Origin of the sequence: Mycolicibacterium lutetiense (genome assembly GCF_017876775.1) — a bacterium.
GTDB lineage: Bacteria > Actinomycetota > Actinomycetes > Mycobacteriales > Mycobacteriaceae > Mycobacterium > Mycobacterium lutetiense.
This window is the reverse complement of sequence record NZ_JAGIOP010000002.1, coordinates 226,897-247,646: the sequence shown is the minus strand read 5'-3', so window position 1 is coordinate 247,646 and position 20,750 is coordinate 226,897. Positions and strand designations below refer to the sequence as shown.

Annotated in this window: 17 protein-coding genes and 2 pseudogenes; 11 read left to right on the top strand and 8 right to left on the bottom strand. The window is 65.9% G+C overall.

Translation table 11 applies throughout. The features are described 5' to 3' along the window. The first annotated feature begins 18 nt into the window (after positions 1–18). Complete coding sequence (locus JOF57_RS10325) at positions 19–2,040, top strand: FUSC family protein (protein ID WP_209916214.1); 2,022 nt, start codon at positions 19–21, stop codon at positions 2,038–2,040. Here the strand turns inward: JOF57_RS10325 and JOF57_RS10320 are convergent. Continuing rightward, positions 2,037–2,666 carry a PaaI family thioesterase gene (locus tag JOF57_RS10320; RefSeq protein WP_209916212.1) on the bottom strand — a complete coding sequence of 210 codons (630 nt, stop codon included), beginning with the start codon at positions 2,664–2,666 and terminating at the stop codon, positions 2,037–2,039. The two genes, JOF57_RS10325 and JOF57_RS10320, sit on opposite strands and share 4 nt — an antisense overlap. Before the next feature lie 14 nt (positions 2,667–2,680). Here JOF57_RS10320 and JOF57_RS10315 point away from each other — a divergent pair, with 14 nt between their 5' ends. From JOF57_RS10315 to JOF57_RS10295, 5 genes and pseudogenes are all read left to right on the top strand, one after another. Further along, entirely contained in the window at positions 2,681–4,414 is a 1,734-nt protein-coding gene (locus tag JOF57_RS10315) for a tetratricopeptide repeat protein (RefSeq protein WP_209916210.1), read from the top strand. Positions 4,415–4,450: 36 nt separating this feature from the next. Beyond that, positions 4,451–4,930 (top strand): nucleoside deaminase, encoded by a 480-nt coding sequence (locus tag JOF57_RS10310; protein WP_209916209.1) that lies wholly within the window; start codon positions 4,451–4,453, stop codon positions 4,928–4,930. Then, positions 4,923–6,230, top strand: coding sequence for an alpha-amylase family protein (locus tag JOF57_RS10305; RefSeq protein ID WP_209916207.1), 1,308 nt, complete (start codon positions 4,923–4,925; stop codon positions 6,228–6,230). The genes JOF57_RS10310 and JOF57_RS10305 overlap by 8 nt, the downstream gene beginning before the upstream one ends. A gap of 157 nt (positions 6,231–6,387) precedes the next feature. Beyond that, positions 6,388–7,383: an esterase family protein gene (locus JOF57_RS10300; RefSeq protein WP_209916205.1), complete on the top strand. Its 996-nt coding sequence runs from the start codon at positions 6,388–6,390 to the stop codon at positions 7,381–7,383. A gap of 150 nt (positions 7,384–7,533) precedes the next feature. After that, a pseudogene (locus JOF57_RS10295) lies at positions 7,534–8,262 on the top strand (molybdopterin-dependent oxidoreductase); the annotation flags it as partial. Positions 8,263–8,693: 431 nt separating this feature from the next. On the opposite strand, the gene JOF57_RS10290 reads toward JOF57_RS10295, so the two are convergent. Continuing rightward, the gene (locus JOF57_RS10290; RefSeq protein ID WP_084621877.1) at positions 8,694–9,182 is read right to left on the bottom strand and encodes a helix-turn-helix transcriptional regulator; all 489 of its coding nucleotides are present in this window, start codon (positions 9,180–9,182) and stop codon (positions 8,694–8,696) included. A gap of 36 nt (positions 9,183–9,218) precedes the next feature. Here JOF57_RS10290 and JOF57_RS10285 point away from each other — a divergent pair, with 36 nt between their 5' ends. Then, positions 9,219–9,692 carry a lipase family protein gene (locus JOF57_RS10285; protein WP_209916201.1) on the top strand — a complete coding sequence of 158 codons (474 nt, stop codon included), beginning with the start codon at positions 9,219–9,221 and terminating at the stop codon, positions 9,690–9,692. A 118-nt stretch (positions 9,693–9,810) separates the two neighbouring features. After that, positions 9,811–10,113: pseudogene (locus tag JOF57_RS10280) on the top strand (glycerol acyltransferase); the annotation flags it as partial. Between the two features lie 165 nt (positions 10,114–10,278). Here JOF57_RS10280 and JOF57_RS31410 read toward each other — a convergent pair. Then, the gene (locus tag JOF57_RS31410) at positions 10,279–10,692 is read right to left on the bottom strand and encodes a hypothetical protein (RefSeq protein ID WP_209916199.1); all 414 of its coding nucleotides are present in this window, start codon (positions 10,690–10,692) and stop codon (positions 10,279–10,281) included. Between the two features lie 139 nt (positions 10,693–10,831). Between JOF57_RS31410 and JOF57_RS10270 the strand changes: the two genes are divergently transcribed. Next, on the top strand, positions 10,832–12,118 hold the full coding sequence (locus JOF57_RS10270; RefSeq protein WP_209916197.1) for a PucR family transcriptional regulator: 1,287 nt from the start codon (positions 10,832–10,834) through the stop codon (positions 12,116–12,118). 44 nt (positions 12,119–12,162) lie between these two features. Here the strand turns inward: JOF57_RS10270 and JOF57_RS10265 are convergent, their stop codons facing one another. From JOF57_RS10265 to JOF57_RS31205, 4 genes are all read right to left on the bottom strand, one after another. Beyond that, on the bottom strand, positions 12,163–14,031 hold the full coding sequence (locus JOF57_RS10265) for an acyl-CoA dehydrogenase (RefSeq protein ID WP_209916195.1): 1,869 nt from the start codon (positions 14,029–14,031) through the stop codon (positions 12,163–12,165). Positions 14,032–14,347: 316 nt separating this feature from the next. Continuing rightward, complete coding sequence (locus JOF57_RS10260; RefSeq protein ID WP_044516851.1) at positions 14,348–15,697, bottom strand: lipase family protein; 1,350 nt, start codon at positions 15,695–15,697, stop codon at positions 14,348–14,350. 303 nt (positions 15,698–16,000) lie between these two features. Continuing rightward, entirely contained in the window at positions 16,001–17,152 is a 1,152-nt protein-coding gene (locus JOF57_RS10255; protein WP_084621880.1) for a fatty acid desaturase family protein, read from the bottom strand. A gap of 10 nt (positions 17,153–17,162) precedes the next feature. Continuing rightward, complete coding sequence (locus JOF57_RS31205) at positions 17,163–17,618, bottom strand: flavin reductase family protein (protein WP_273544666.1); 456 nt, start codon at positions 17,616–17,618, stop codon at positions 17,163–17,165. A 14-nt stretch (positions 17,619–17,632) separates the two neighbouring features. On the opposite strand from JOF57_RS31205, the gene JOF57_RS10245 reads away from it, so the two are divergent. Next, on the top strand, positions 17,633–18,103 hold the full coding sequence (locus tag JOF57_RS10245; RefSeq protein ID WP_209916192.1) for a hypothetical protein: 471 nt from the start codon (positions 17,633–17,635) through the stop codon (positions 18,101–18,103). Positions 18,104–18,864: 761 nt separating this feature from the next. Here the strand turns inward: JOF57_RS10245 and JOF57_RS10240 are convergent. Next, on the bottom strand, positions 18,865–19,485 hold the full coding sequence (locus JOF57_RS10240; protein WP_044516855.1) for a TetR/AcrR family transcriptional regulator: 621 nt from the start codon (positions 19,483–19,485) through the stop codon (positions 18,865–18,867). A gap of 134 nt (positions 19,486–19,619) precedes the next feature. Between JOF57_RS10240 and JOF57_RS10235 the strand changes: the two genes are divergently transcribed. Further along, positions 19,620–20,747, top strand: coding sequence for an NAD(P)H-dependent amine dehydrogenase family protein (locus JOF57_RS10235; RefSeq protein WP_049924897.1), 1,128 nt, complete (start codon positions 19,620–19,622; stop codon positions 20,745–20,747). Positions 20,748–20,750: the final 3 nt, after the last annotated feature.

Below are 20,750 nucleotides of genomic sequence, written 5' to 3'. Positions count from 1 at the left end.
GCGAGCAAGAATGGTGAGGTGCACACAGGTGGACAGGCAGCCGACGCCCTCCGGCTCAATATTCCTGACGCCGGTGCGGTGACCCGAAGCCTGATCGGCGTTCTGGCGGTGACTGCGGTCGCCCTGGCATGGGGTTCCGGCGCGACAGCGATGTGGACGCTGGGCGGCGGCGTGATCGCCGGTGCGATCGCGCTGCAGCGCAGTCCCGGCGGCCGGGTGCCGCTGGTGGTCACCGGGTCCGTGGAGTTGGCGATCGCGGTGCTGCTGGGCACCCTCGTCGGCGGCTACAGTCCCGTCTTCATCGCGGTGGTTGCCCTGTGGTGCTTCGCCGCGGGCATGCAGTGGTCGCTGGGTGCCAACTCCGGCCTGGTGGCCTCCGCGGCCAGCGCGTTGCTGGTGCTGGCGCCACCGATCCCACCGACGCTGGGGCAGTCGCTGTTGGCACCCACCCTGGTCATCGTCGCCGGAGTGGTCCAGGCGGCGCTGATCGCCGTGTGGCCGCCGCGGCGCTGGCGCGCCCAGCGCCACGGGCTGACCCGGGCCTACCAGTCGTTGGCCGGCGACGCCCGCAAGGTCGCAGCCGATTGCACCGCGACCGTCGACGACTCCCCGCTCACGTGGCTGCGAGAGGTGTTCGCCGACAGTCAGGTGAGTCAACGGCCACGGGCCTACCACGGCGGATTTCGCCTCCCGGAGCGCCTCGCCGGCACCCTGGCCGCGTTGCGCGCCACCGCTGACCGTGACGACCCGACCGACGACACGAACCCGGGCGACACCGGACTTCCCCAACTTCTGACCGCCGCGGCGGTGCTGCTCGACGCGATCGCCGACCACGGTCACACCGCACGCCGCGACGCCGAGCATGCCCTGGTGCGGGTTCAGACCGCCGCTGCCGCCGTGACCGGACCCGAAGCGGCTCTGGCACAACGCTTCTGCGAACAGCTGCGCGAGGCCGCGGTGCTGAGGTTCGGCCGCCTGCACCGGCCCGACCTGATCGGCTCGCTGGCCTCGGCGCCCGCCGTCGTCCGGTCACACCTGACCTGGACCTCGCCGATCCTGCGCCACGCCATCCGACTGTCGGTGACCGCCGCGCTGGCGGTGGCAGCGGCCCGCTACAGCGGGCTGGAGCACGGCTACTGGATGCCCCTGGCCGCCGTGGTGGTGCTGCGGCCGGAAACGGCGCACACCTACACGCGGTGTGCCGGGCGGATCGCCGGACTCGGCGTCGGCATCATCGTTGCCTCGGCCATCACGCTTGTGTGGCAACCCGGCCCGATCGGTTCGGCGATATGCGCGCTGCTGTTCGTCGGGCTGGCCTACGGCGTCGCACAGTTCGGCTATCTCCCGGTCGGCGCGGCGGTGGGCGCGATCGTCATGTTCGCGGTCGGGGTGAGCGCGTCCGCGCCGTGGTCGGGTGACACCGACCGACTGTTCGCCATGATGATCGGCGGCGCCCTGGCCGTGATGGCCCACGTAGCGCTGCCCGACCACGCCCTCATCCGGCTGCGCCAGCGCGCCGGTGAACTGCTGATGACCGAGATCGACTACGCCGCACTCGTGATCAAGGCATTCGTGCACGAAATCGACCATCCTGCCGAGATCCTCTCGGCGGCGTGGCAACGGGCCTTCCGGGCCCGTGCGGCGTTCGAGGCCGCGTGGGGCGCCACCAGCCTCGAACCGCCGCTCCTGCGACGCTGGTTGCGGTCCTACCGCTCCGCATTGAATTCGGTGACCAGCGCGTGCACCACGCTGGAGAACAGCCTGCCGACACATCCCTCGTCGGCCCTGCACGGCGAGTTCATCGCTGCGGTGGACGACTACGTGGAGGCCCTGCGCGGCGCGCCACCGAGCCCCGCGGTGCCGTGGAGCCTGGACACCGCCGAACTGTCGGCCGCATTGCGGAGGGTCCACAACGTGGCATCGACGTTGTCTGCCGACAACGGCGCGGCGCGCATTCTGATCGGCGAACTGACCACGATCACCCGCAGCCTGCAGGACATCGCCATCGATCGCGTGGAACCCGCAGGTGATTCGCGTTAGCTGCGCGCCCATTTCGGCAGGATGAACACCCCTTCGGCCTCGGCGGTGATTCCCTGGGCATCGGAAACATGGCCGGAGGCAAAGGCTTTGATCCCGTCCGTGCGGGTGATCCGCCCCTCGGCGTGCAGATCACCCAGCGGGGTGGCCCGCAGATAACGGATGGTCAGGGTGCCGGTGAACCGCGGGCGATCGGAGTCGCTGGCAGCCACCTCCCCCAACACATGATCGAGCACCATCGCCACCATGCCCCCGTGCACGTGACCAGGTGGCCCCTCGTAGGGCGCACCGAGGTGGAAGTCGGTTCGCACGCCACCGTCGGGATCCTTGACGATCACCAGGGGCGGTGCGATCGGATTGCGGATGCCGATCGCCGGGTTGCCCCACGGCATCCGGTCGCCGTCCGAGGTGAACCGGACGCCGAACGGCCCGTCGATCTGTTTGGCCTGCAACCGCGCGGTCGCCGCATCGATCTGGGCCTGCACGGCCGCGACCTCGTCGGCGTCGACCTCCGAACGGATCGAGGCATCAATCAGTGCCCGCACGGAATCGGCCAGCGGTGCCCACACCGACCGCAGACGCTGCACGTCCGCGGAACTGAGACCCTCGACATGGGTATAACCCGGCATGGGTGAACTAGAACATGTTCGGCGCTCCGGTGTCGACCCGTCCAGGTAGCGTCAGCACCGTGACGGATCTCGCCGAGACCGAACCGTACTACCGACTCGGGACGTACCACCGTCCGACGGACACCCCCTCACCGCCGGCGCAGGTCTGGTTCGACCGCGGCATGGTCTGGTCCTACGCCTTCAACCACGAAGAGGCCATCCGGTGCTTCGAGCGTGCGTTGCAGCTCGACCCGGATTTCGCCCTCGCCCGCTGGGGTATCGCCTACGCGGTCGGCCCCAACTACAACAAGGCCTGGGACGCGTTCGACCCCACCGACCTGAGCACCTCGCTGGCCCGCGCCCTGGCCGAACTCGAGCGCGCTGCCACGGGCCGCGCCTCGGCGCTGGAGCGCGACCTGATCACCGCTCTGCACAAGCGATTTCCGACCGCCGACCCCGATGACGCGGAGGCCCTGACGGCCGGGCATGCCGACTACGCCGATGCGATGACGGCACTGGCCGCCACCCATCCCGACGACATCGACGTGCAGACACTGGCCGCCGACGCCCTGCTCAACGTGACCGCCTGGGCGTTGTGGGACGGTCGCACCGGTGAGCCCGCACCGGGATCTCGTGTGGTGGAGGCGAAACGGATCCTCGACGCGGCGCTGGCCACCCCTGCCGGACGGCAACACCCGGGGGTGCTGCACCTGTACATCCACGCAATGGAGATGTCGACAACACCGCAGGCAGCAATGCCTGCCGCCGACCTGCTGCGCGGACTGGTTCCCGACGCCGGACATCTGCAACACATGGCCAGCCACATCGACGTACTGTGCGGCGACTACCGCAACTCGGTGACGGCCAACCTCGCTGCGGTACACGCTGACCGGAAATTCGTCGCACGCGAGGGCGCCTTCAACTTCTATTCCTTGTATCGCGCGCACGACCTGCATTTCGTGGTGTATTCGGCCATGTTCGAGGGCAGTTCGCAGATCGCCCTGGACGCGGCCGAGGAACTCGCCGCCCAACTCACCCCCGATGTGCTCTCGGTCTCCTCACCGCCGATGGCCGACTGGCTCGAGGCCTTCGTGCCCCTGCGGGTGCACGTGCTGGTGCGGTTCGGCCGCTGGGACGACCTGATCGCCGAACCGCTGCCCACCGATCCCGACCTGTACTGCACCACCACCGCAACGATCCATTACGGCCGCGGCGTCGCCTACGCGGCCACCGGGCAGCTGGAGCAGGCCCGCGCCGAGCGGGAGAAATTCCTCTCGGCGTACCGGCGCATCCCCGATACGCGCTACCTGTTCAACAACACCAGCCGCGACATCCTGGCCATCGCCGAGCAGATGCTCAACGGCGAAATCGCCTACCGGGAAGGTGATTACGACACCTCGTTCGGCTATTTGCGCCGGGCCATCGAACTGGACGACGCCCTGCCCTACGACGAACCGTGGGGCTGGATGCAGCCGACCCGGCATGCCTACGGTGCGCTCCTGCTCGAACAGGATCATGTCGAGGAGGCCGCCCGCGTCTACGCCGCCGACCTCGGCCTGGACCCCACCCTGAGCCGGTCCAGCCATCATCCGAACAACGTGTGGAGTCTGCACGGCTACCACGAGTGTCTTTCGCGCTTGGGCCGCGACGCCGAGGCGCTCATCATCGGGCAGCAACTCGAGTTGGCATCGGCGCGCGCGGACGTCGCGATCCGCGCGTCCTGCGCCTGCCGACTCGACGTGGCGAAGCCATGCTGTGACGGCGACTGAGGGGTCCGACATCGGTTCGGGCGTAAACTCGCCTCCGTGGCCATCAGCGACAACGACCTGGGTCAGCTGCGCAAATGTGTCGATTTGGCCCGCGAAGCGCTCGACGACGGCGACGAACCCTTCGGATCGATACTGGTCGATCACGCTGGCACGACGATGTTCACCGACCGCAACAGGGTCAAGGACGGGGACGCCACCCAACATCCCGAATTCGCCATCGCCCGCTGGGCCGTCGAGCACCTGAGCCCCGAGGACCGGGCCCGCGCCACCGTGTACACCTCAGGTGAGCACTGCCCGATGTGCTCCGCCGCGCACGCCTGGGTCGGCCTGAACCGGATCGTCTACGCCACCTCCTCGGCGCAACTGAGCGGCTGGCTGTCCGAATGGGGTGTGCCGGCCGGTCCGGTGGCGCCGCTACCCATCACCACCGTGGCCCCCGGTATCGACGTGGACGGCCCAGCCCCGGAACTGGCCGAGACCATGAAGGCCCTGTACGCGGTGAGGTTTCGTGCCTGAGCCCGCGTGGATCGCGCATGCCATCTGGTGGCAGGTGTATCCGCTGGGCTTCGTCGGTGCGTTTCCCACCGACCAGCCGCCGTCGACCGATGAACACCGGTTGCGCCGGATCGCCGAATGGCTGGATCACGCCGTGCAACTCGGCGCCTCCGGCATCGCGCTCGGGCCGATCTTCGCGTCACGCACCCACGGGTATGACACCACCGACCATTTCCGGATCGACCCACGCCTGGGCGACGACGACGACTTCGACCATCTGGTCGCCGAGGCCCGACAACGCGGACTGCGCATCCTGCTCGACGGGGTGTTCAACCACGTGGGCACCGACTTCGCCCGGTACCGTCAGGCCGTCGAGGGCGGACCGGATCACCCCGCATCCCGCTGGTTTCGCCGCCGCGGCAAGGACTTTCGGTTCGACACATTCGAAGGACACGACGAGCTGATCACGCTCGACCACGATGAGCCCGCAGTGGTGGACCACACCGCCGCCGTGATGCGGCACTGGTTGAGCCGCGGCGCCGACGGCTGGCGCCTCGACGCCGCGTACGCGGTACCCGACCGGTTCTGGGCGCAGGTGTTGCCGTCGGTGCGTCGCGAGTTCCCCGAGGCCTGGTTCGTCGGCGAGGTGATCCACGGCGACTACGCCGCGACCGTCCGCGCCTCCACCTTCGACTCGGTGACCCAGTACGAGCTGTGGAAGGCCATCTGGAGCAGCCTGAACGACGGCAACTTCCACGAGCTGGACTGGGCGCTGAAGCGGCACAACGACTTCCTCGACACCTTCGTACCGCTGACCTTCGTGGGCAACCATGACGTGACCCGGATCGCCAGCCAGTTGCAGAATTCCGCGCACCTCGAACACGCGCTGGTGTTGTTGCTGACCAGCGGTGGAACCCCGAGTATCTATGCCGGCGACGAGTCGGCCTACCGCGGCGTCAAAGAGGAACGTCGCGGTGGCGACGACGCCGTCCGACCGGAATTCTCTACTCCCCCAGATGATTCCGATGCACTACGGCTGCATCAGTATTTGATCGGATTACGCAGGCGCCATCCGTGGCTGCACACGGCGAGGACCGCGCCCTTGCTGCTGACCAACACGCACTACGTCTACCGGACCGGCGCCGGCCCCGAGTCGTTGATCGTCGCGTTCAACATCGACGACGCACCGCTTTCACTGTCGTTGCCCGACCTCGGGGTGAGGTCGGGTCGGGTGATCGCGGGTTCGGGCGCGCCGCCCCAGGACGACGTCACCCGGACCGGGGTTCCGCCACACGGGTGGCTGATCATCCAGCCGCACTGACTCGTCAAGTGTCTCGGCGCCGAGTTCCAACCGTTAGTAAACCGCGATCTGCCCGCCCGGTGTTGTTGCGCGTGTGACTGGTGTGGCACATGTTTCACTACCGAGGCAAGCGGCAAACTGCTTGGAACACGTGCAGAAAGGACGGTTGGTTGCCGTTATGAAGGTCCTCAACAAGATTCGCGGAGCGTGGATGCGCCGACTGGCGGCTGGGGCAATGGCAGCCGCCACCCTGCCCGCGCTGATCGGTCTCGCAGGGGGTTCGGCGACCGCTGGTGCATTCTCCCGGCCGGGCCTGCCGGTGGAATACCTCGACGTGTTCTCGCCGTCGATGAACCGCGACATCCGCGTCCAGTTCCAGGGCGGCGGGCCGCACGCGGTCTACCTGCTCGACGGCCTGCGCGCCCAGGACGACTTCAGCGGCTGGGATATCAACACCCCCGCATTCGAGTGGTACAACGATTCGGGCCTGTCGGTGGTCATGCCGGTCGGCGGCCAGTCCAGCTTCTACACCGACTGGTACCAACCCTCGAAGGGCAACGGTCAGGACTACACCTATAAGTGGGAGACCTTCCTGACGAACGAGCTGCCGACCTGGTTGGCCGCCAACCGCGGCGTCTCGCAGACCGGCAACGCCGTCGTCGGCATCTCGATGGCAGGCAGCGCGGCGCTGACCTACGCGATCCATCACCCGCAGCAGTTCATCTATGCCGGAACCCTTTCGGGCTTCCTGAACCCGTCCGAGGGCTGGTGGCCGATGCTGATCGGCCTGGCGATGAACGACGCCGGCGGATACAACGCCGAGAGCATGTGGGGCCCATCGACCGACCCGGCCTGGAAGCGCAATGACCCGATGGTCAACATCAACCAGTTGGTCGCCAACAACACCCGCGTCTGGATCTACTGCGGCACCGGTACCCCGTCGGACCTCGATGCCGGGACCAACGGCGGCAACCTGCTGGCGGCCCAGTTCCTCGAGGGGCTGACCCTGCGCACCAACGTGACGTTCCGGGACAACTACATCGCCGCCGGCGGCACCAACGGGGTGTTCAACTTCCCGGCCAACGGCACGCACGCCTGGAACTACTGGGGACAGCAGCTGCAGCAGATGAAGCCCGATATCCAGCGGGTGCTCGGCGCACAGTCGGCCACCTAGCAATCAACCAAACCAGGGAGCCTGTCGTCACCCCCACGACAGGCTCCCTGTTCGGTTTCCGGGAGTAGCTTGGTGACGATGGCTCACTCCTCAACGTCCTCATCCGAGGGCTCGTCCGAGCCCTCGCCCGAGCCCTCGTCGAACGCACGGATGCTCGGCGGAGTTGCTGCTGCCGCGGTCTCGCTCGGCATCGCTCAGCTTGTCACCATTCCGTTCGGGGCACCGGCCGATCCGCTCAACGCGGTCGGTTCGGCGATCGTGGACCTGACCCCGGGCCCGGTCAAAGAGTTCGTGATCCAAACGCTGGGCAGCCTGGACAAACTGTTCCTCGCCGTCGTCGTGCTGGCGGTGATCGCCACCATCGCGGCCATCGCCGCGACGTACGAAACCCGGCGCCGCCGGATCGGCAGCGCGATCTTCGTGGTCGCCGGACTGGTCGCCTGCGCGGCAGTGCTCTCGCGGCCCGGCGCGACAATGGCCGACATCGTGCCGACGGTGGTGGGCACCGCCGGTGGAGTCGCGGTACTGCGACTGCTCGTGCAGCGACTGTGGACCACCCCGAACGACGATGCCGAGCAGTTCGACACCACCAGGCGCATGTGGCTGGCCACCGCCGGTCTGCTCGGATTCGGTGCGGCCACCGGACTTCTGGGTGTCGTTGTCGGCCGGATGACGAGTTCGGTGGCGGCAGAACGCGACACCGCTGAGCTGCCGATGCCGCGCGTGCCGGCTCCCCCGCTACCGCCCGACGCCCAGCCCAAAAACGTTGCGCTGCCCAGCTTCATCACCGACAGCGCGGACTTCTACCGCGTGGACACCGCACTCAGCGTTCCGCAGTTGAGCCGCGACGAGTGGCGATTGCGCATCCACGGCATGGTGGTTCACTCGCCCATTCGACAGTTGTCCACCCAGCCGATCATGATCGCCCGACATGGGAGACAAGACAGGAAATGAGACAACGTTAACTGCGGATACATCCGGTCGGCACTGGCGTCGGCTGGCTGTCTCGTTTCTACAGACGAGCCAACGCGTGACGGCGGGGTCACATGCTGCAATCGTGGTGACTAGTCAGATTGGCTGGGAACCGTCGCCCTCCGAGACAGAAAACGTAACGAGACGACGACGGGGATTCATGGGTTTCCGCACAACTCCTGGTGGCTACCGGAATCCGCTTCGGCTTTGTCATGCCGGTACGGTCGTGAGATGGCCGGGCTGAGATGGCCAGGCCGAAGCTCATATGGCAGGTATCGCTAACAGCTCGGTGGCGTCGTCGTCGGTGTTGGGCACGCGCTTGTTCATCCGGCTAAACGTTAGTCTGAGCCTCGGTTGGATTGCTGCCGAACATATTTGGCGTATGTACGCGGCGGAACGTCGCCTTTCCATCTCTTGAAGGCGGAGGTGAAGCTTGGTGTGTCGGCATAACCCAAACGTCGGCCGATCTCGGCGACGCTGAGTGCGCCGGTGGCGAGGAGTTCGTCGGCGAGACGCTCGCGAACTTCATCGACGAGGCTCCGGTAGGAGGTTCCTTCTTTGGTGAGGTTGCGCCGCAGCGTGCGCGAACTCATGTGAAGTTCTGAAGCGACGGCCTCCAAGTCGGGCAGATTCCCCGGCTGTTGCACCAATCGATCGCGGACCTGTCCCGCGTACCCGGATCGCGCACGACGTTGGGCCAGCATGTGTCGGCATTGCTCTTGGGTGGCCGCTGCCGCGTACGGGTCTGCCTGCGGGAGGGGCAGGTCGAGTATGTCGCGGTTCAACTGGATGAAGTTCGAGTCCGCGTTGAACGCGGGCAGCGGCACGAACGCCCGATACGGTTCGAGCGACGCCGGCGCGGGATGAGCGACGACTACCTCGACATACCGATGGCCGACCTGCTCGCCGAACCAGAAATCGTCACCATCATCGACGGCCTCCGGCTCGGACAGCGGGCGCCAACCTGTCCACTGCTGGTCGTGGCGCCCGTGCACGACCAGTTCATCGACATCGCCGACGTCGATGGGCAGGTCGATCGCTACCTCGACGCCGGGGCGCACGTGCAATATCTACGCGACCGGCTCAGCGAGCACATCACCCTGATGCCCTTGTCGACGCCGACAGCGCTGGAGTGGCTGACCGACCGCATCGCCAGACGGCCGCTTCCCCCACCGGGCATCAAGACGGTGTGGTCGACAGCAGCGTCGCTAAACGGAATACGCGGACTGCTCAACATGGCTCTCGTTGCCGCGAAGGTCGTCTTGGGCCGACGGCTCACCCCCCGGTCCTGGAGCCCACCACCCGCCGACACACGAGATCGCCGACCCGCGGCCTAATGACGACCTGCTCGGCCTTGAGCCGCGACATCCGTACACCGCGGACATGGTCACGAAAAACAGGGTTTCGGCTGGCGGCTCACCCAGGACGGCGTGTGTGGTATCGGCGGAGTGCACGTTGGCCAGCGTCGGCGGCCAGGAGGCGCTGTTCCTGAACCGGGGTCAGTGGCTGGCCAAACTGCTGCTCGCCGACAAACTGCTGCGGCTCAAGAGCGTTCCGATCTCCCTCGCGCTGCCGTGGGGACTGAACATCGGCGACCTGGCCGGACACATTCCGCTGCCGGCCAAGATCGCGCTCGAAGTACAAGACCCGATCGACGTGGACGGCGACGACCAGGCCGTGCACGACAAGGTGATGGCCAGCTTGCAAGCCGGCGTGGACCGGCTGGCCGCCGAACGTCGTTTCCCGGTGCTCGGCTGATGCGCGTCGAGCGCCGGTGCGTGGTGACCGCCGACCGCGACACCATCTGGAAAGTGATCGGCGACCCCGACTGCTATCCGACGTTCATGGCGAACCTGGCGCGGTGGGAAACGATCACCGACGGCCCGGATTGGAGCTCGCTACACCGCGCACTGGAAGATCGGTTCAGTGCCGGTCGGTGGCCTGATCGAAATCGTCGAGTTCGACGAGCCGCGCGACCTGGCTTTCATCGGCATCACAGGCGTGACTCTGCGTGGACGCTTCCGGCTGCGCGACGACGGGGACGGCCGGACCCAGATGACATTCCGTCTGTCGTATCAGGCGCCGGGCGGTGTGCTGGGCCTGATTGCCGACCGACTCGCGACCCGCCAGGTAGGGCATACGCTCGCTGAAGCGCCTTAAGGCACTGGTCGAGTCGTAGCGCATCAGCCGGGGGACATACCACTTGCCGAGTTTCGGCGCGTGACCGCTTCGCACGAACACCGTGTCGGCGTCGAGCTCGAACGAGTCGCAGTCGCCGAGGTTTCGGCAAAGCTGATAGTGCCGGCTTTTGAGGATGTGCGGCGTTGAAGGTGACACGGTGGACGACGGCGGCGCCTGACCTGCGGCGCATTGGTACGGGGGCCCTATACTCAGCGCACAACAATTCAACGGAACGGTCCCTCCGTGAAGTACCATTTACTCTTCCTGGCCAACGGACACGGTCTGTCGGGATCGCATGACGTTGTCGAATGATCCGCAGGCAGCGGCCGGTCAGTCGCTGCGACTGCGGTTGCCGCCCTCGTTGCTGCGTGCCGTTCGGGACGGACTGCCCCTGCTGTCGCAGCACACCATCGCCCGTGTCCTGACCGAGGTGCCCGCCTATGCCGATGCCGTCGGCGCTCAGCGGCGCCTAATCGAGAATGCCGTGGATCAGACCATCACCGTCTTCATCGAACTCGTCGCCGAGGGGAAGGACCCCGACACGTCACCAGCGCAGGATCCCGCTTTGGACGGGGGCTACTCGTTGGGCAGGGCTGAGGCCCGCGCTAGTCGCAGTCCGGAGATGTTGTTGGCGGCCTATCGGGTCGGCGCTCGTACGGTCTGGCGCCAGTGGAGCAGCCTTGCCGTCACTCACGATTTGCCTGGAGATCAGCTCGCCGTGTTCGCGGAGCTGATCTTCGCGTACATGGACCGGTTGTCGGCGGCGGCGGTGTCCGGGCATGCCGACGAACTCGCCAAGACAGGTTTAGCTCGCCAACGCGCGCGGGAACTGTTGACACGCCGCTTGATCGGTTCGGCGAGCGCCGAGGAGCTGCTCGTCAGCGCGGAGCGCGCCGACTGGTCGCCGCCGCGAACGTTGACAGCCGTGGCGGTGCGCAGCGGCAGGGCGGTGGCTACGGCGATGATGATCGATCGTCGCACCCTGGAGGTGCCCGACGACGCGGTGGGACCCATTGAACGCCCGATGTCGTTGGTGTTGGTCCCTGATGTCGGGGGTTCCGCGCGTGAGGAGTTCCTATCGTCGTTCTCCATAGAAGGAAGTGTCGTCGGCCCGGCGCGGCCGTGGATGCAGGCAGGCCAATCAGTGCGTCGGGTGGCACGGGCACTGGTGATGAACTTGGATGCTGAACCGGTCACCGACACCGAACGCCTCCTGACCGAGTTGGTGCTGGGAGCCGACAGCGAGGCACTCGCAGATCTCCGTTCGCAGACACTGGCGCCGTTGAGCGAGCTGCGCCCCGTCGTGCGCGACAACCTCATCGCCACCTTGCGATCCTGGCTTCTTCATCATGGACGACGAGATGACATCGCTGCAGAACTGTTCGTCCATCCCGGGACCGTGCGCTACCGTCTCGGCCAGCTGCGGGAACTCTACGGCGGGCGTTTGACCGATCCCCGCATGATCCTCGACCTGACGGTAGCGCTGGGCGTCGAGCCAACACCGTCCCGCCAAACAGTCGCAGTCTCAGCTTCCGAAGAGCGGATTGAGGGTCTTCGGGGTGGGCAAGTCGATCGGGGATGAGCCGTTCTGCCTCCGTTCTCGAGAGCCAGAACGGGCCGGTTGCGTCAAAAAGCCGCTTCGTCGAGTTCCATGATGTCGAGGTCGAGGTTGTCGAGAACCGCGCGGGTGCTGGTGAGCTGGGGCAGGAAGTTCTTCGCGAAGAACGACGCCACCGCGATCTTGCCCTCATAGAATGCCTTGTCGACACCGCTGGCGCCCTGGCCCGATGTCGCCGGCAGCCCGGCTCCGGCGTCGAGCGCGTCGATCGCCACCGCAGCCTGCTGCAGCAGCAGCCAGCCGATCATCAAGTCGCCGACGCTCATCAGGAAGCGCACCGAACCCAAGCCGACTTTGTACAGGCTCGTCATGTCTTCTTGGGCGGCCATCAGGTACCCAGTCAACGCGGCCGCCATCGCTTGGGTGTCGGCCAGAGCGGTGGCCAGCAGCTCGCGCTCGGCCTTGAGCCTGCCGTTGCCGGACTCGTTCTTGATGAACTGCTCGATCTCTCCTGCGACGTAGCCCAACGCAACACCCTTGTCGCGGACGATCTTCCGGAAGAAGAAGTCCTGCGCCTGGATGGCGGTGGTGCCTTCGTAGAGCGAGTCGATCTTGGCGTCGCGGATGTATTGCTCGATCGGGTAGTCCTGCAGGAAGCCGGAGCCGCCGAAGGTCTGCAGGCTCTCGGTCAGCTTGGCGTAGGCCTGCTCGGAGCCGACACCCTTGACGATCGGCAGCAGCAGATCGTTGATCTTCACGGCCAGGTCGGCGTCGATGCCGTGCAACGTCTCGGCGACGCCGTCCTGGCCCTGGTAGGTGCTGGTGTAGAGGTACATCGCACGCAGGCCCTCGGCGTAGGCCTTCTGCGTCATCAGCGAGCGGCGCACGTCCGGGTGGTGAATGATGCTCACGCGGGGCGCGGCCTTGTCGGTCATCTGGGTCAGGTCGGCGCCCTGGATGCGGGTCTTGGCGTACTCGAGTGCGTTGAGGTAGCCGGTCGACAGCGTGGCGATGGCCTTGGTGCCCACCATCATTCGGGCCTGCTCGATGACGTCGAACATCTGGGCGATGCCGTTGTGTACCTCGCCGACGAGCCAGCCCTTGGCAGGCTTGTCATGCTGGCCGAAGGTCAGCTCGCAGGTTGCCGAGACCTTCAGGCCCATCTTGTGCTCGACTCCTGTGACGTAGACGCCGTTGCGCTCGCCGGGCTCGCCGGTCTCGAAGTCGAAGAGGAACTTCGGCACGAAGAACAGGGACAGACCCTTGGTGCCTTGCGCGGCGCCCTCGGGGCGGGCCAGCACCAGGTGGAAGATGTTCTCGAACAGGTCGTCGGAATCGGCTGAGGTGATGAACCGCTTCACGCCGTCGATGTGCCAGGAGCCGTCCTCCTGCTGGACGGCCTTGGTGCGGGCCGCTCCGACGTCGGAGCCCGCGTCGGGCTCGGTGAGCACCATTGATGATCCCCAGTCGCGCTGGGAGGCGATCTTCGCCCACTCCTTCTGCTCGTCGGTGGCTATGTCGGAGAAGATTTGGGCGAACCCGCTGCCGAGGCAGTACATCGTGACGGCGGGGTTGGCGCCCAGCACCTGCTCTTGCAGCGCCCATACCAGTGCGCGCGGCACCGGGATCCCGCCAAGTTCGGCCGACACGCCCACTTTGTGCCAGCCGCCGTCGAGCACCACCCGCGCTGATTTCTTGAAGGCTTCGGGCAACGTCACGCTGTGGGTCGCGGGATCGAATACCGGCGGGTTGCGGTCACTGTCGGCGAACGAATCGGCGATCGGCCCCTCGGCCAACCGCACCATCTCTGCGAGCATCTCGCGTACGGTCTCCACGTCCAGTTCGGCGAATCGGCCGACACCGAACACGCGGTCCACGCCCAACACCTCGAACAGGTTGAACTCGATGTCACGGATGTTGCTGCGGAAGTGTCCCATGGTGAAGTCGCTTTCCTGCGTCCCTTGGTTCGACGCGTTCTATCGGGCTGGCAACCGCCACTTGACGTGACGCGATGATGGACGGCTGCTGATCACCGAACCAAATCGCCGGCGGTTGCACACGTCGGCCCCGGTTTGTCCCGTCGTTTGTAAAGTGTGGCTGAAAATTGGAACAAAATCTTGCCCGCAGGGGTCAACGATTCCGGGATGTTTTGTCGCCTGCGGCCAAAAAGCGTGGTTGGAGGTGGCTCAACGCGGCACGCTTATTTCAACCGCGCGGAGCGACCCGGAGCCGGTGCTCCAGTTGAGCCAGACGTTAGGCCGCGGGCTGGCGATCTTCTACATCAACGGGGTGCTGCTTCCACGACCGGGGCGTCAACGTTCGACCCATGAGGACTCGGATTGCGACGTGCGCCATGGCGAGGAGTCCGCGCATCCCCGATGGCGACGCTGCTGTCGACCACACCGTCTTGATGCCCGGCGGGGAAAGCGGCCGTCCGTCGATGCGGTCGGTCAGCCAATTCAGCGCTGTCGGCGCCGACAGGGGCATCAGGGTGATGTGTTCGCTGAGGCGGTCGCGCAGGTATTGCACGTGCACCCCGGCGTCGAGGTAGCGGTGTACCTGGCCGTCGACGTCGGCGACGTCGATGAACTGGTCGTGCACTGGGTGTAGCACCAGAAGCGGGCACGTCGGCGCGCGCATGCCCAGCCGCAGGTCGTCGATGACGAGGGCGACTTCCGGTGAGGCCAGGAGGTCGGCGAGCGGGACGTCGATGTAGTCGTCGAGGTCGTCGTACCGGAATCGTTTGATGGCCGCGATCGTGCCCACCGTCGTGATCTCGTCGAGTCGGCGCAACCCGGTGGGGGTGACGTGGATGTCGAGCAGGCGGTCCAGGGCGGGATAGACGTGGCGGATCGCTGCGATGACCATCGTGGGCAATCCGGCCAGCCAGGTGCCGTTGAGTTTGAGCAACGTCTGTCCGGGATCGCCCACGGGGGCGCCGAGGACGGCGCCGACGATGCGAAGTTCGGGCGCGTACGAGGGAGCCATTTCGACGGCCCACGAGCTGGCCATGCCGCCCCCGGAGTAGCCCCACACCGCGACCGGCGCATCCGGATGTAGGAGCAGCGGCTCGAAGGACGTCGCCGCGCGGATGCCGTCGAGCACCCGATAGCCCGGCTCGCGCGGTGCGCCGAAGTGCCCGCCGCGTCCCTCGTGATCGGCGATCGACACCGCCCATCCGCGGCGCAACGCGTTGGCGATGACGAGCAGTTCGAATTGCGGGACACAGCCGGGTGATCGGGCGCCGCGGCGCAGCGCATACGACGGGAAGTGCCGGTCGACGACCGCGTCGATCGCGCACTGGTAGGCCAACACCGGTCGCGGCTCGCGCGGATCGGCGCAGGCGGGCAGCAGAACCGTGGTCACTGCGGCGTCCGGACGCAGGTTCAGATCACTGCTGCGGTATAGCAGCTGCCACGCCGAAACCCTCTGCAGCACAATGCCGAACAACGCGATTTCGATCTCGCGGGCGCGTAGGACCGTGCCCGGCGGCAACGCTTCGAACCCGGCCGGCGGTTCATGAAACGGATCCTCACCGGGAAGCAGCGGCGACGGACCGGTCCGCGTCGATTTCTGCTGTTCGTGGCTGGGATGAACATTCATCCGTTGGGCCTTCCTCATCGTTGCCGGCGTCGCCGCGGGTACGGCTGCGCCGTTGTCGCCGTTCGTATATCCGGTCGACCACGGCGTTCGATCTAGGGTTTTTGGACTGTCTCACGATGCTTACACGGCCGTCTGTCTCGCGAATCGCTTCGTTTCCTCCACAGGGCCGCCGAACTCGATTCGGCCCTAGGCACCGCGCGGGCTGAGGTGCTCAAAGATTTGCCGCGAGGGCGACGGGCCGAGGTCTCATGGCTCGGCCGGGGACTGGGCCAAGCTTCGCCAGGTGCGCGGAACCACTCAGCGTTAGACGGCGATCAACGGGCGCGTGATGGTGTCGTCCTCGACCGGCTGGTAGGGGCCGGGTTTGGCTGCGGGACTGCCGCCGGGGAATGCCAGCCGGAGGATGGTGCGTTGCACCGACCCGATTTGCCGGCCGAACCGACCGCTGTTGTAGGGCAAACCGTAGCGCTGGCAAATGTCTTTGACCTTCGGGGCGATCTGCGCGTACCGGCTTGCCGGCATGTCCGGGAAGATGTGGTGCTCGACCTGGTAGCCGAGATTGCCCGAGAGGACGTGGAAGATCGGCGAGCCCTCGATGTTGGCAGCCCCGAGCAGTTGACGGATGTAGAACCCGCCCCGCGTCTCGTCTGCGACCTCTTCCTCGCTGAAGGTGTAGCACTGATCGGGGAAGTGACCACAGAAGATGATCGCGTAGGACCACCCGTTGCGGATGATGTTTGCGGTGAAGTTCGCTGCGAGGGTCTTCTTGAAACCCTTCGGACCCGACAGCAATGGAAAGGCGATGTAGTCCTTCACGATCTGGCGCCAGGCTTTGCTGCCCATCCCGCGGAGTTGGCGGCGCAATTCCTCTTTGTCTTTGGTGCCTGCCTTGATCGCGTCGCGGTCGAGGTCGTGGGCCGCGACACCCCATTCGAAGAAGGCGGCCAGGAGCAGGTTGTAGAGCGGCTGCAGCAGATAGATCGGGCGCCATTCCTGGTGCGGATCTATCCGCATGACGTTGTAGCCGAGGTCCTTGTCCTTGCCGCGGATGTTCGTATAGGTGTGGTGAACGTAGTTGTGGGAGTGCTTCCACGCCTCCGGGGTGGAGGCGGCGTCCCAGTCCCATGACGCGGAGTTGATCCGCGGGTCCTGCATCCAGTCCCATTGGCCGTGCATCACGTTGTGCCCGATCTCCATGTTCTCCAGAATCTTGGCGATCCCCAGCACCGATGTGCCGAGGATCCACGCCGGCTTGTAGCGGGAGCCGAGCAGGATCGCCCGGGACAACAGTGCGAGTTGGCGGTGCAGCGCGATGATGCTGCGGATGTAGTCGGCGTCGCGGTCACCGAGACTGTTGAAGACCTCCTCGTGAATGGCGTCGAATTCCCTACCGATCGCTTCGATCTCCTCGGCGCTGAGGCGGGCCAGCGGGCTTTCGATCATCGATTCGGACATACCGTGTCTCCTAAAGCTCAATAGTGACGGGGCCGTCGGGGCAGTTCAAACAGGTGCGGATCTCGGTGCCGGCCCCAGTGACGTCACCGGTGCGCAGGTCGCGCACCGATCCGCTGCTGAGCTTGCCGATACAGGTGTGGCAGATGCCCATTCGGCATCCGTAGGGCAGGACCGCGCCGGCGGCTTCGCCAGCGACCAGGATCGGCGTCCTGCCGTCGCACTCGGCAGTGACCCCGCTGCCTGTGAAGGTGACCGTTCCACCGTCGCCGGTGACGCCGCCGATCAGTAGGTGCTCGAAAGACTCGACGTGCATTCGCTCGGCAATCCCGGCGGCGTTGAAGTGAGCCTCGAACGCCTCGAGCATGGCGCCGGGTCCACACGCGTAGGTTTGCCGGTCCCGCCAGTCAGGGCACAGCTCGTCGAGTTGTTCGGGCCGCACGCGGGCGTCCTCACCCGTGGCGCGCAACGTCAATCGGTGGAGTGCTCCCGCTGCTTCCGGTCCTCGGCGGCTCGGGATTGCCGTTGATTCCGTTCGGCACGAAGGCGATCAACGCGCTGAACCTGACCGTCCCGGCGGCGACCGCGACCACCTACATCGTGGGGTCGCCGCAGCTCACTTTCACCTATTCCGGCACCGGCTCGAGTCGCCACGTCTTCGCCCAGCTGGTCGACGACACCACCGGTCTGGTGCTCGGAAGTCATGTCACTCCGATCCTGGTGACGTTGGACGGGCAGACGCGTACGGTCACCGTTGCGCTGGAGCAGGTGGCGCAGACGCTGCGGCCGGGGGAGACGGTGACCCTGCAGCTGGTCGCCTCGGCGGGCACGTACCAGCAGATCATTCCGACACTGGGTGTGCTGAATGTGTCGAGCATGCAGCTCGGGCTGCCGACCAAAGACGCCGCGGCTGTTTCGCCGTCGTCTGTGGTGCAGCTGACAAGTGCCGCGTAGGAAGATCGAGGGTGGCACCTTGCGCGAGCGTACGAGAGCGCTGGGTGTCCGACGCTGTCCCTGCTCCATGTGCGGGTCAGTTCTAGCTAGCTAGATCCACCTACAGCGACCGCGATGGCGGTCGGCGGTTCAATAGTTTCGCGTGTCGCGGCGTCGACACGTGGGGGCCGTTCAAACTGCTTGGTGGCGTCAGCAGGGCCGACCCAACAACAGCGACTTAGCTAAATGGGCCAGACGGATATCTGTCGCTGAAAACTGCGGCGTGAAAAGGATTGCGCAGCAGTCTCCCCCTGTCGCGACGGTCCCAGCTCCCAGCGACTCGACACCGTGGCGCGCCGTGAACACCATGTCGACTGGTCGTGTGGTGATCTAGACACCATGGCACCGCAACGTCCGGCACCCAGGAGGCCTCCCGGCGGCAGTCAGGAGCGCGCCGAGCGCAGCCGCGCACTGGTGATGCAGGAGACGGTGCTTCACTCGCCCATTCGACAGTTGTCGGCATACATAATGTCCTGATCGGATTCACTGAATTTCCAGAGGTTTTCTGGGAGCCGAGTTGCGCTTGAAATCTACTTGAGTGTGAGCGACGTGCCTCCGGCCGTCCGCACGACCGCCATCACCGGGCGAGCAACACAACACCCGCAGCAACACCCTCCGTTGACACACGCATCAGGTGACGCGCGCGCGTGAAGTTTCCTGGGCATCGAGCAATGGTCAGGTCGCCAAATTGGAAAGGCCCGGCGCCCGTAGAACGCATTCCGTCAACGGTCCTTATCGATGTAACTACTGATGACGTCGGCGAGTATCGCTCTGTCGCTGGCGGTATCGACGGGTCGGGCCATGATCAGCTGGGTCGCGACCAGTCCGCGAAGGTTGCTCAGCAGAAGGTTGCCAAGGGCGACGCTCTGCGTGGCATCGAGGTCCGCGGCGACCGCACTACCCAACGCCGCAAACGTCTTTGCAAGACGATTCAGATGCTTGGCGGCCGCGGTTCCCCGCGTGGCGCGGGTTCCGATCAGAATCTCGATCGCAGCCCGTGACGTAGCGCTTGACATCGCCTCCCATGCCGCATTCACCACCTGATCCAGCCGTTGTCTGGTGTCGGTCTCCGCGGCGGGCGGCGCAAGCGCCCGGAGCGTGGCCAACAGGTCGGCGAAGCCCTGGTCGACGACGGCCATCAGCAGGCCATCGCGATCACCGAAATGGTACTGGATGACACCCCAGGTCATTCCGGCCCGCTCGGCGATGTGTTTGGCGCTAGCAGCAGCAAACCCTTCCTCCAGCACGCACCGCACGGTCTCATCTATGGCCAGGGCACGGGTGCGCTCAGCACGTGCCTGGTTGCCATGCGCGGGTCGGCGTGGAGCAGTTCGGGGAGCCATACCGTTAAGGGGACCACACCGGCCGCGGCCCAGAGAAAACATTGACACCAAAACATTAATAGCATTATGGTTCTGACACTGGTGGTCGGCGCCGCAGCGTCGGTCGGCTTCGGCGTCGATGCGAAGGAGAAACCGTGGGCGATCCCCTGGCAAACGGCAAGCGGTACAAGGTGATCCTGTGGGCCACCGGCACCATCGGACGGTTCGCCATCCGCACAATCCTTGACCGGCCCAATCTGGAATTGGCCGGAGTGTGGGTGCATTCGGAATCAAAGGACGGCCAGGACGCCGGCACGTTGGCTGGTCTGGACGCGATTGGCATCGCCGCCACCCGCGACGCCGAGGCGCTGTTGGCGTCTGACGCCGATTGTGTGATGTACGTGGGGCCCGGCACGTCGCGGCCCAAAGAGGCCCGCGACGATTTCTGCCGGATCCTGCGGGCGGGCAAGAACCTGGTCACTACGTCGATTCCGGGCTTGGTCTACGAGCGTGGCTCGCTATCGGCCCGCTACACGGGCCCGCTGCGCGAAGCCGCGCTTGCCGGAGGAAGTTCGTTGTTCTCCTCGGGCGTGGAGCCAGGATTCGGCTGTGACCTACTGCCGATCGCGCTGACGACGATGTCACACACCGTGTACTCCATCCGGGGTCTCGAGATCACCAACTATTCGGAGTATCCAGTCGCCTTCGATGTGCGCGACACCTTTGGGTTCGGCATGCCGCTGGATTATCAAGGGGGACTTCGCACTCCGGGCGCGTTGAGGTTCGGGTGGGGCGCAGCGGTGACCATGGTGGCCGACGCCATGGGCGTCACGCTCGACGAGATCCGGGAATCGTGTGAGTTTGCACCGGCGACACGACGCATCGATGCGGCGTCCGGGGTCGTCGAGGAGGGCAAAGTCGGAGCGGTGTGGACGCGCTGCATCGGCGTCGTCGACGGCGTGGAAGCGATCACCATCGAGCACATCGACCGGATGGCCGACGACTTCGCGCCGGACTGGCCCAAAGGTCGTGACGGCGGCACCGACGGCATCTGGCGGGTCATCATCGACGGCGAACCCAGCTTCGACGCCGAGTTCCAGGTCGGGTTTCGGCCCGGCGAAAACACCAGTAACCAAGGGCTGTTAGCGACGGGAATGCGGGCGCTCAACGCGATCCCGTGGGTGTGTGAGGCCGAACCAGGCATCGTCGACGCCCTACACCTTCCACTTACCCCAGCGGTGGGCGGCATGCGACCGCACCGCGACGGCATTCGCGCCTTCTGAGCA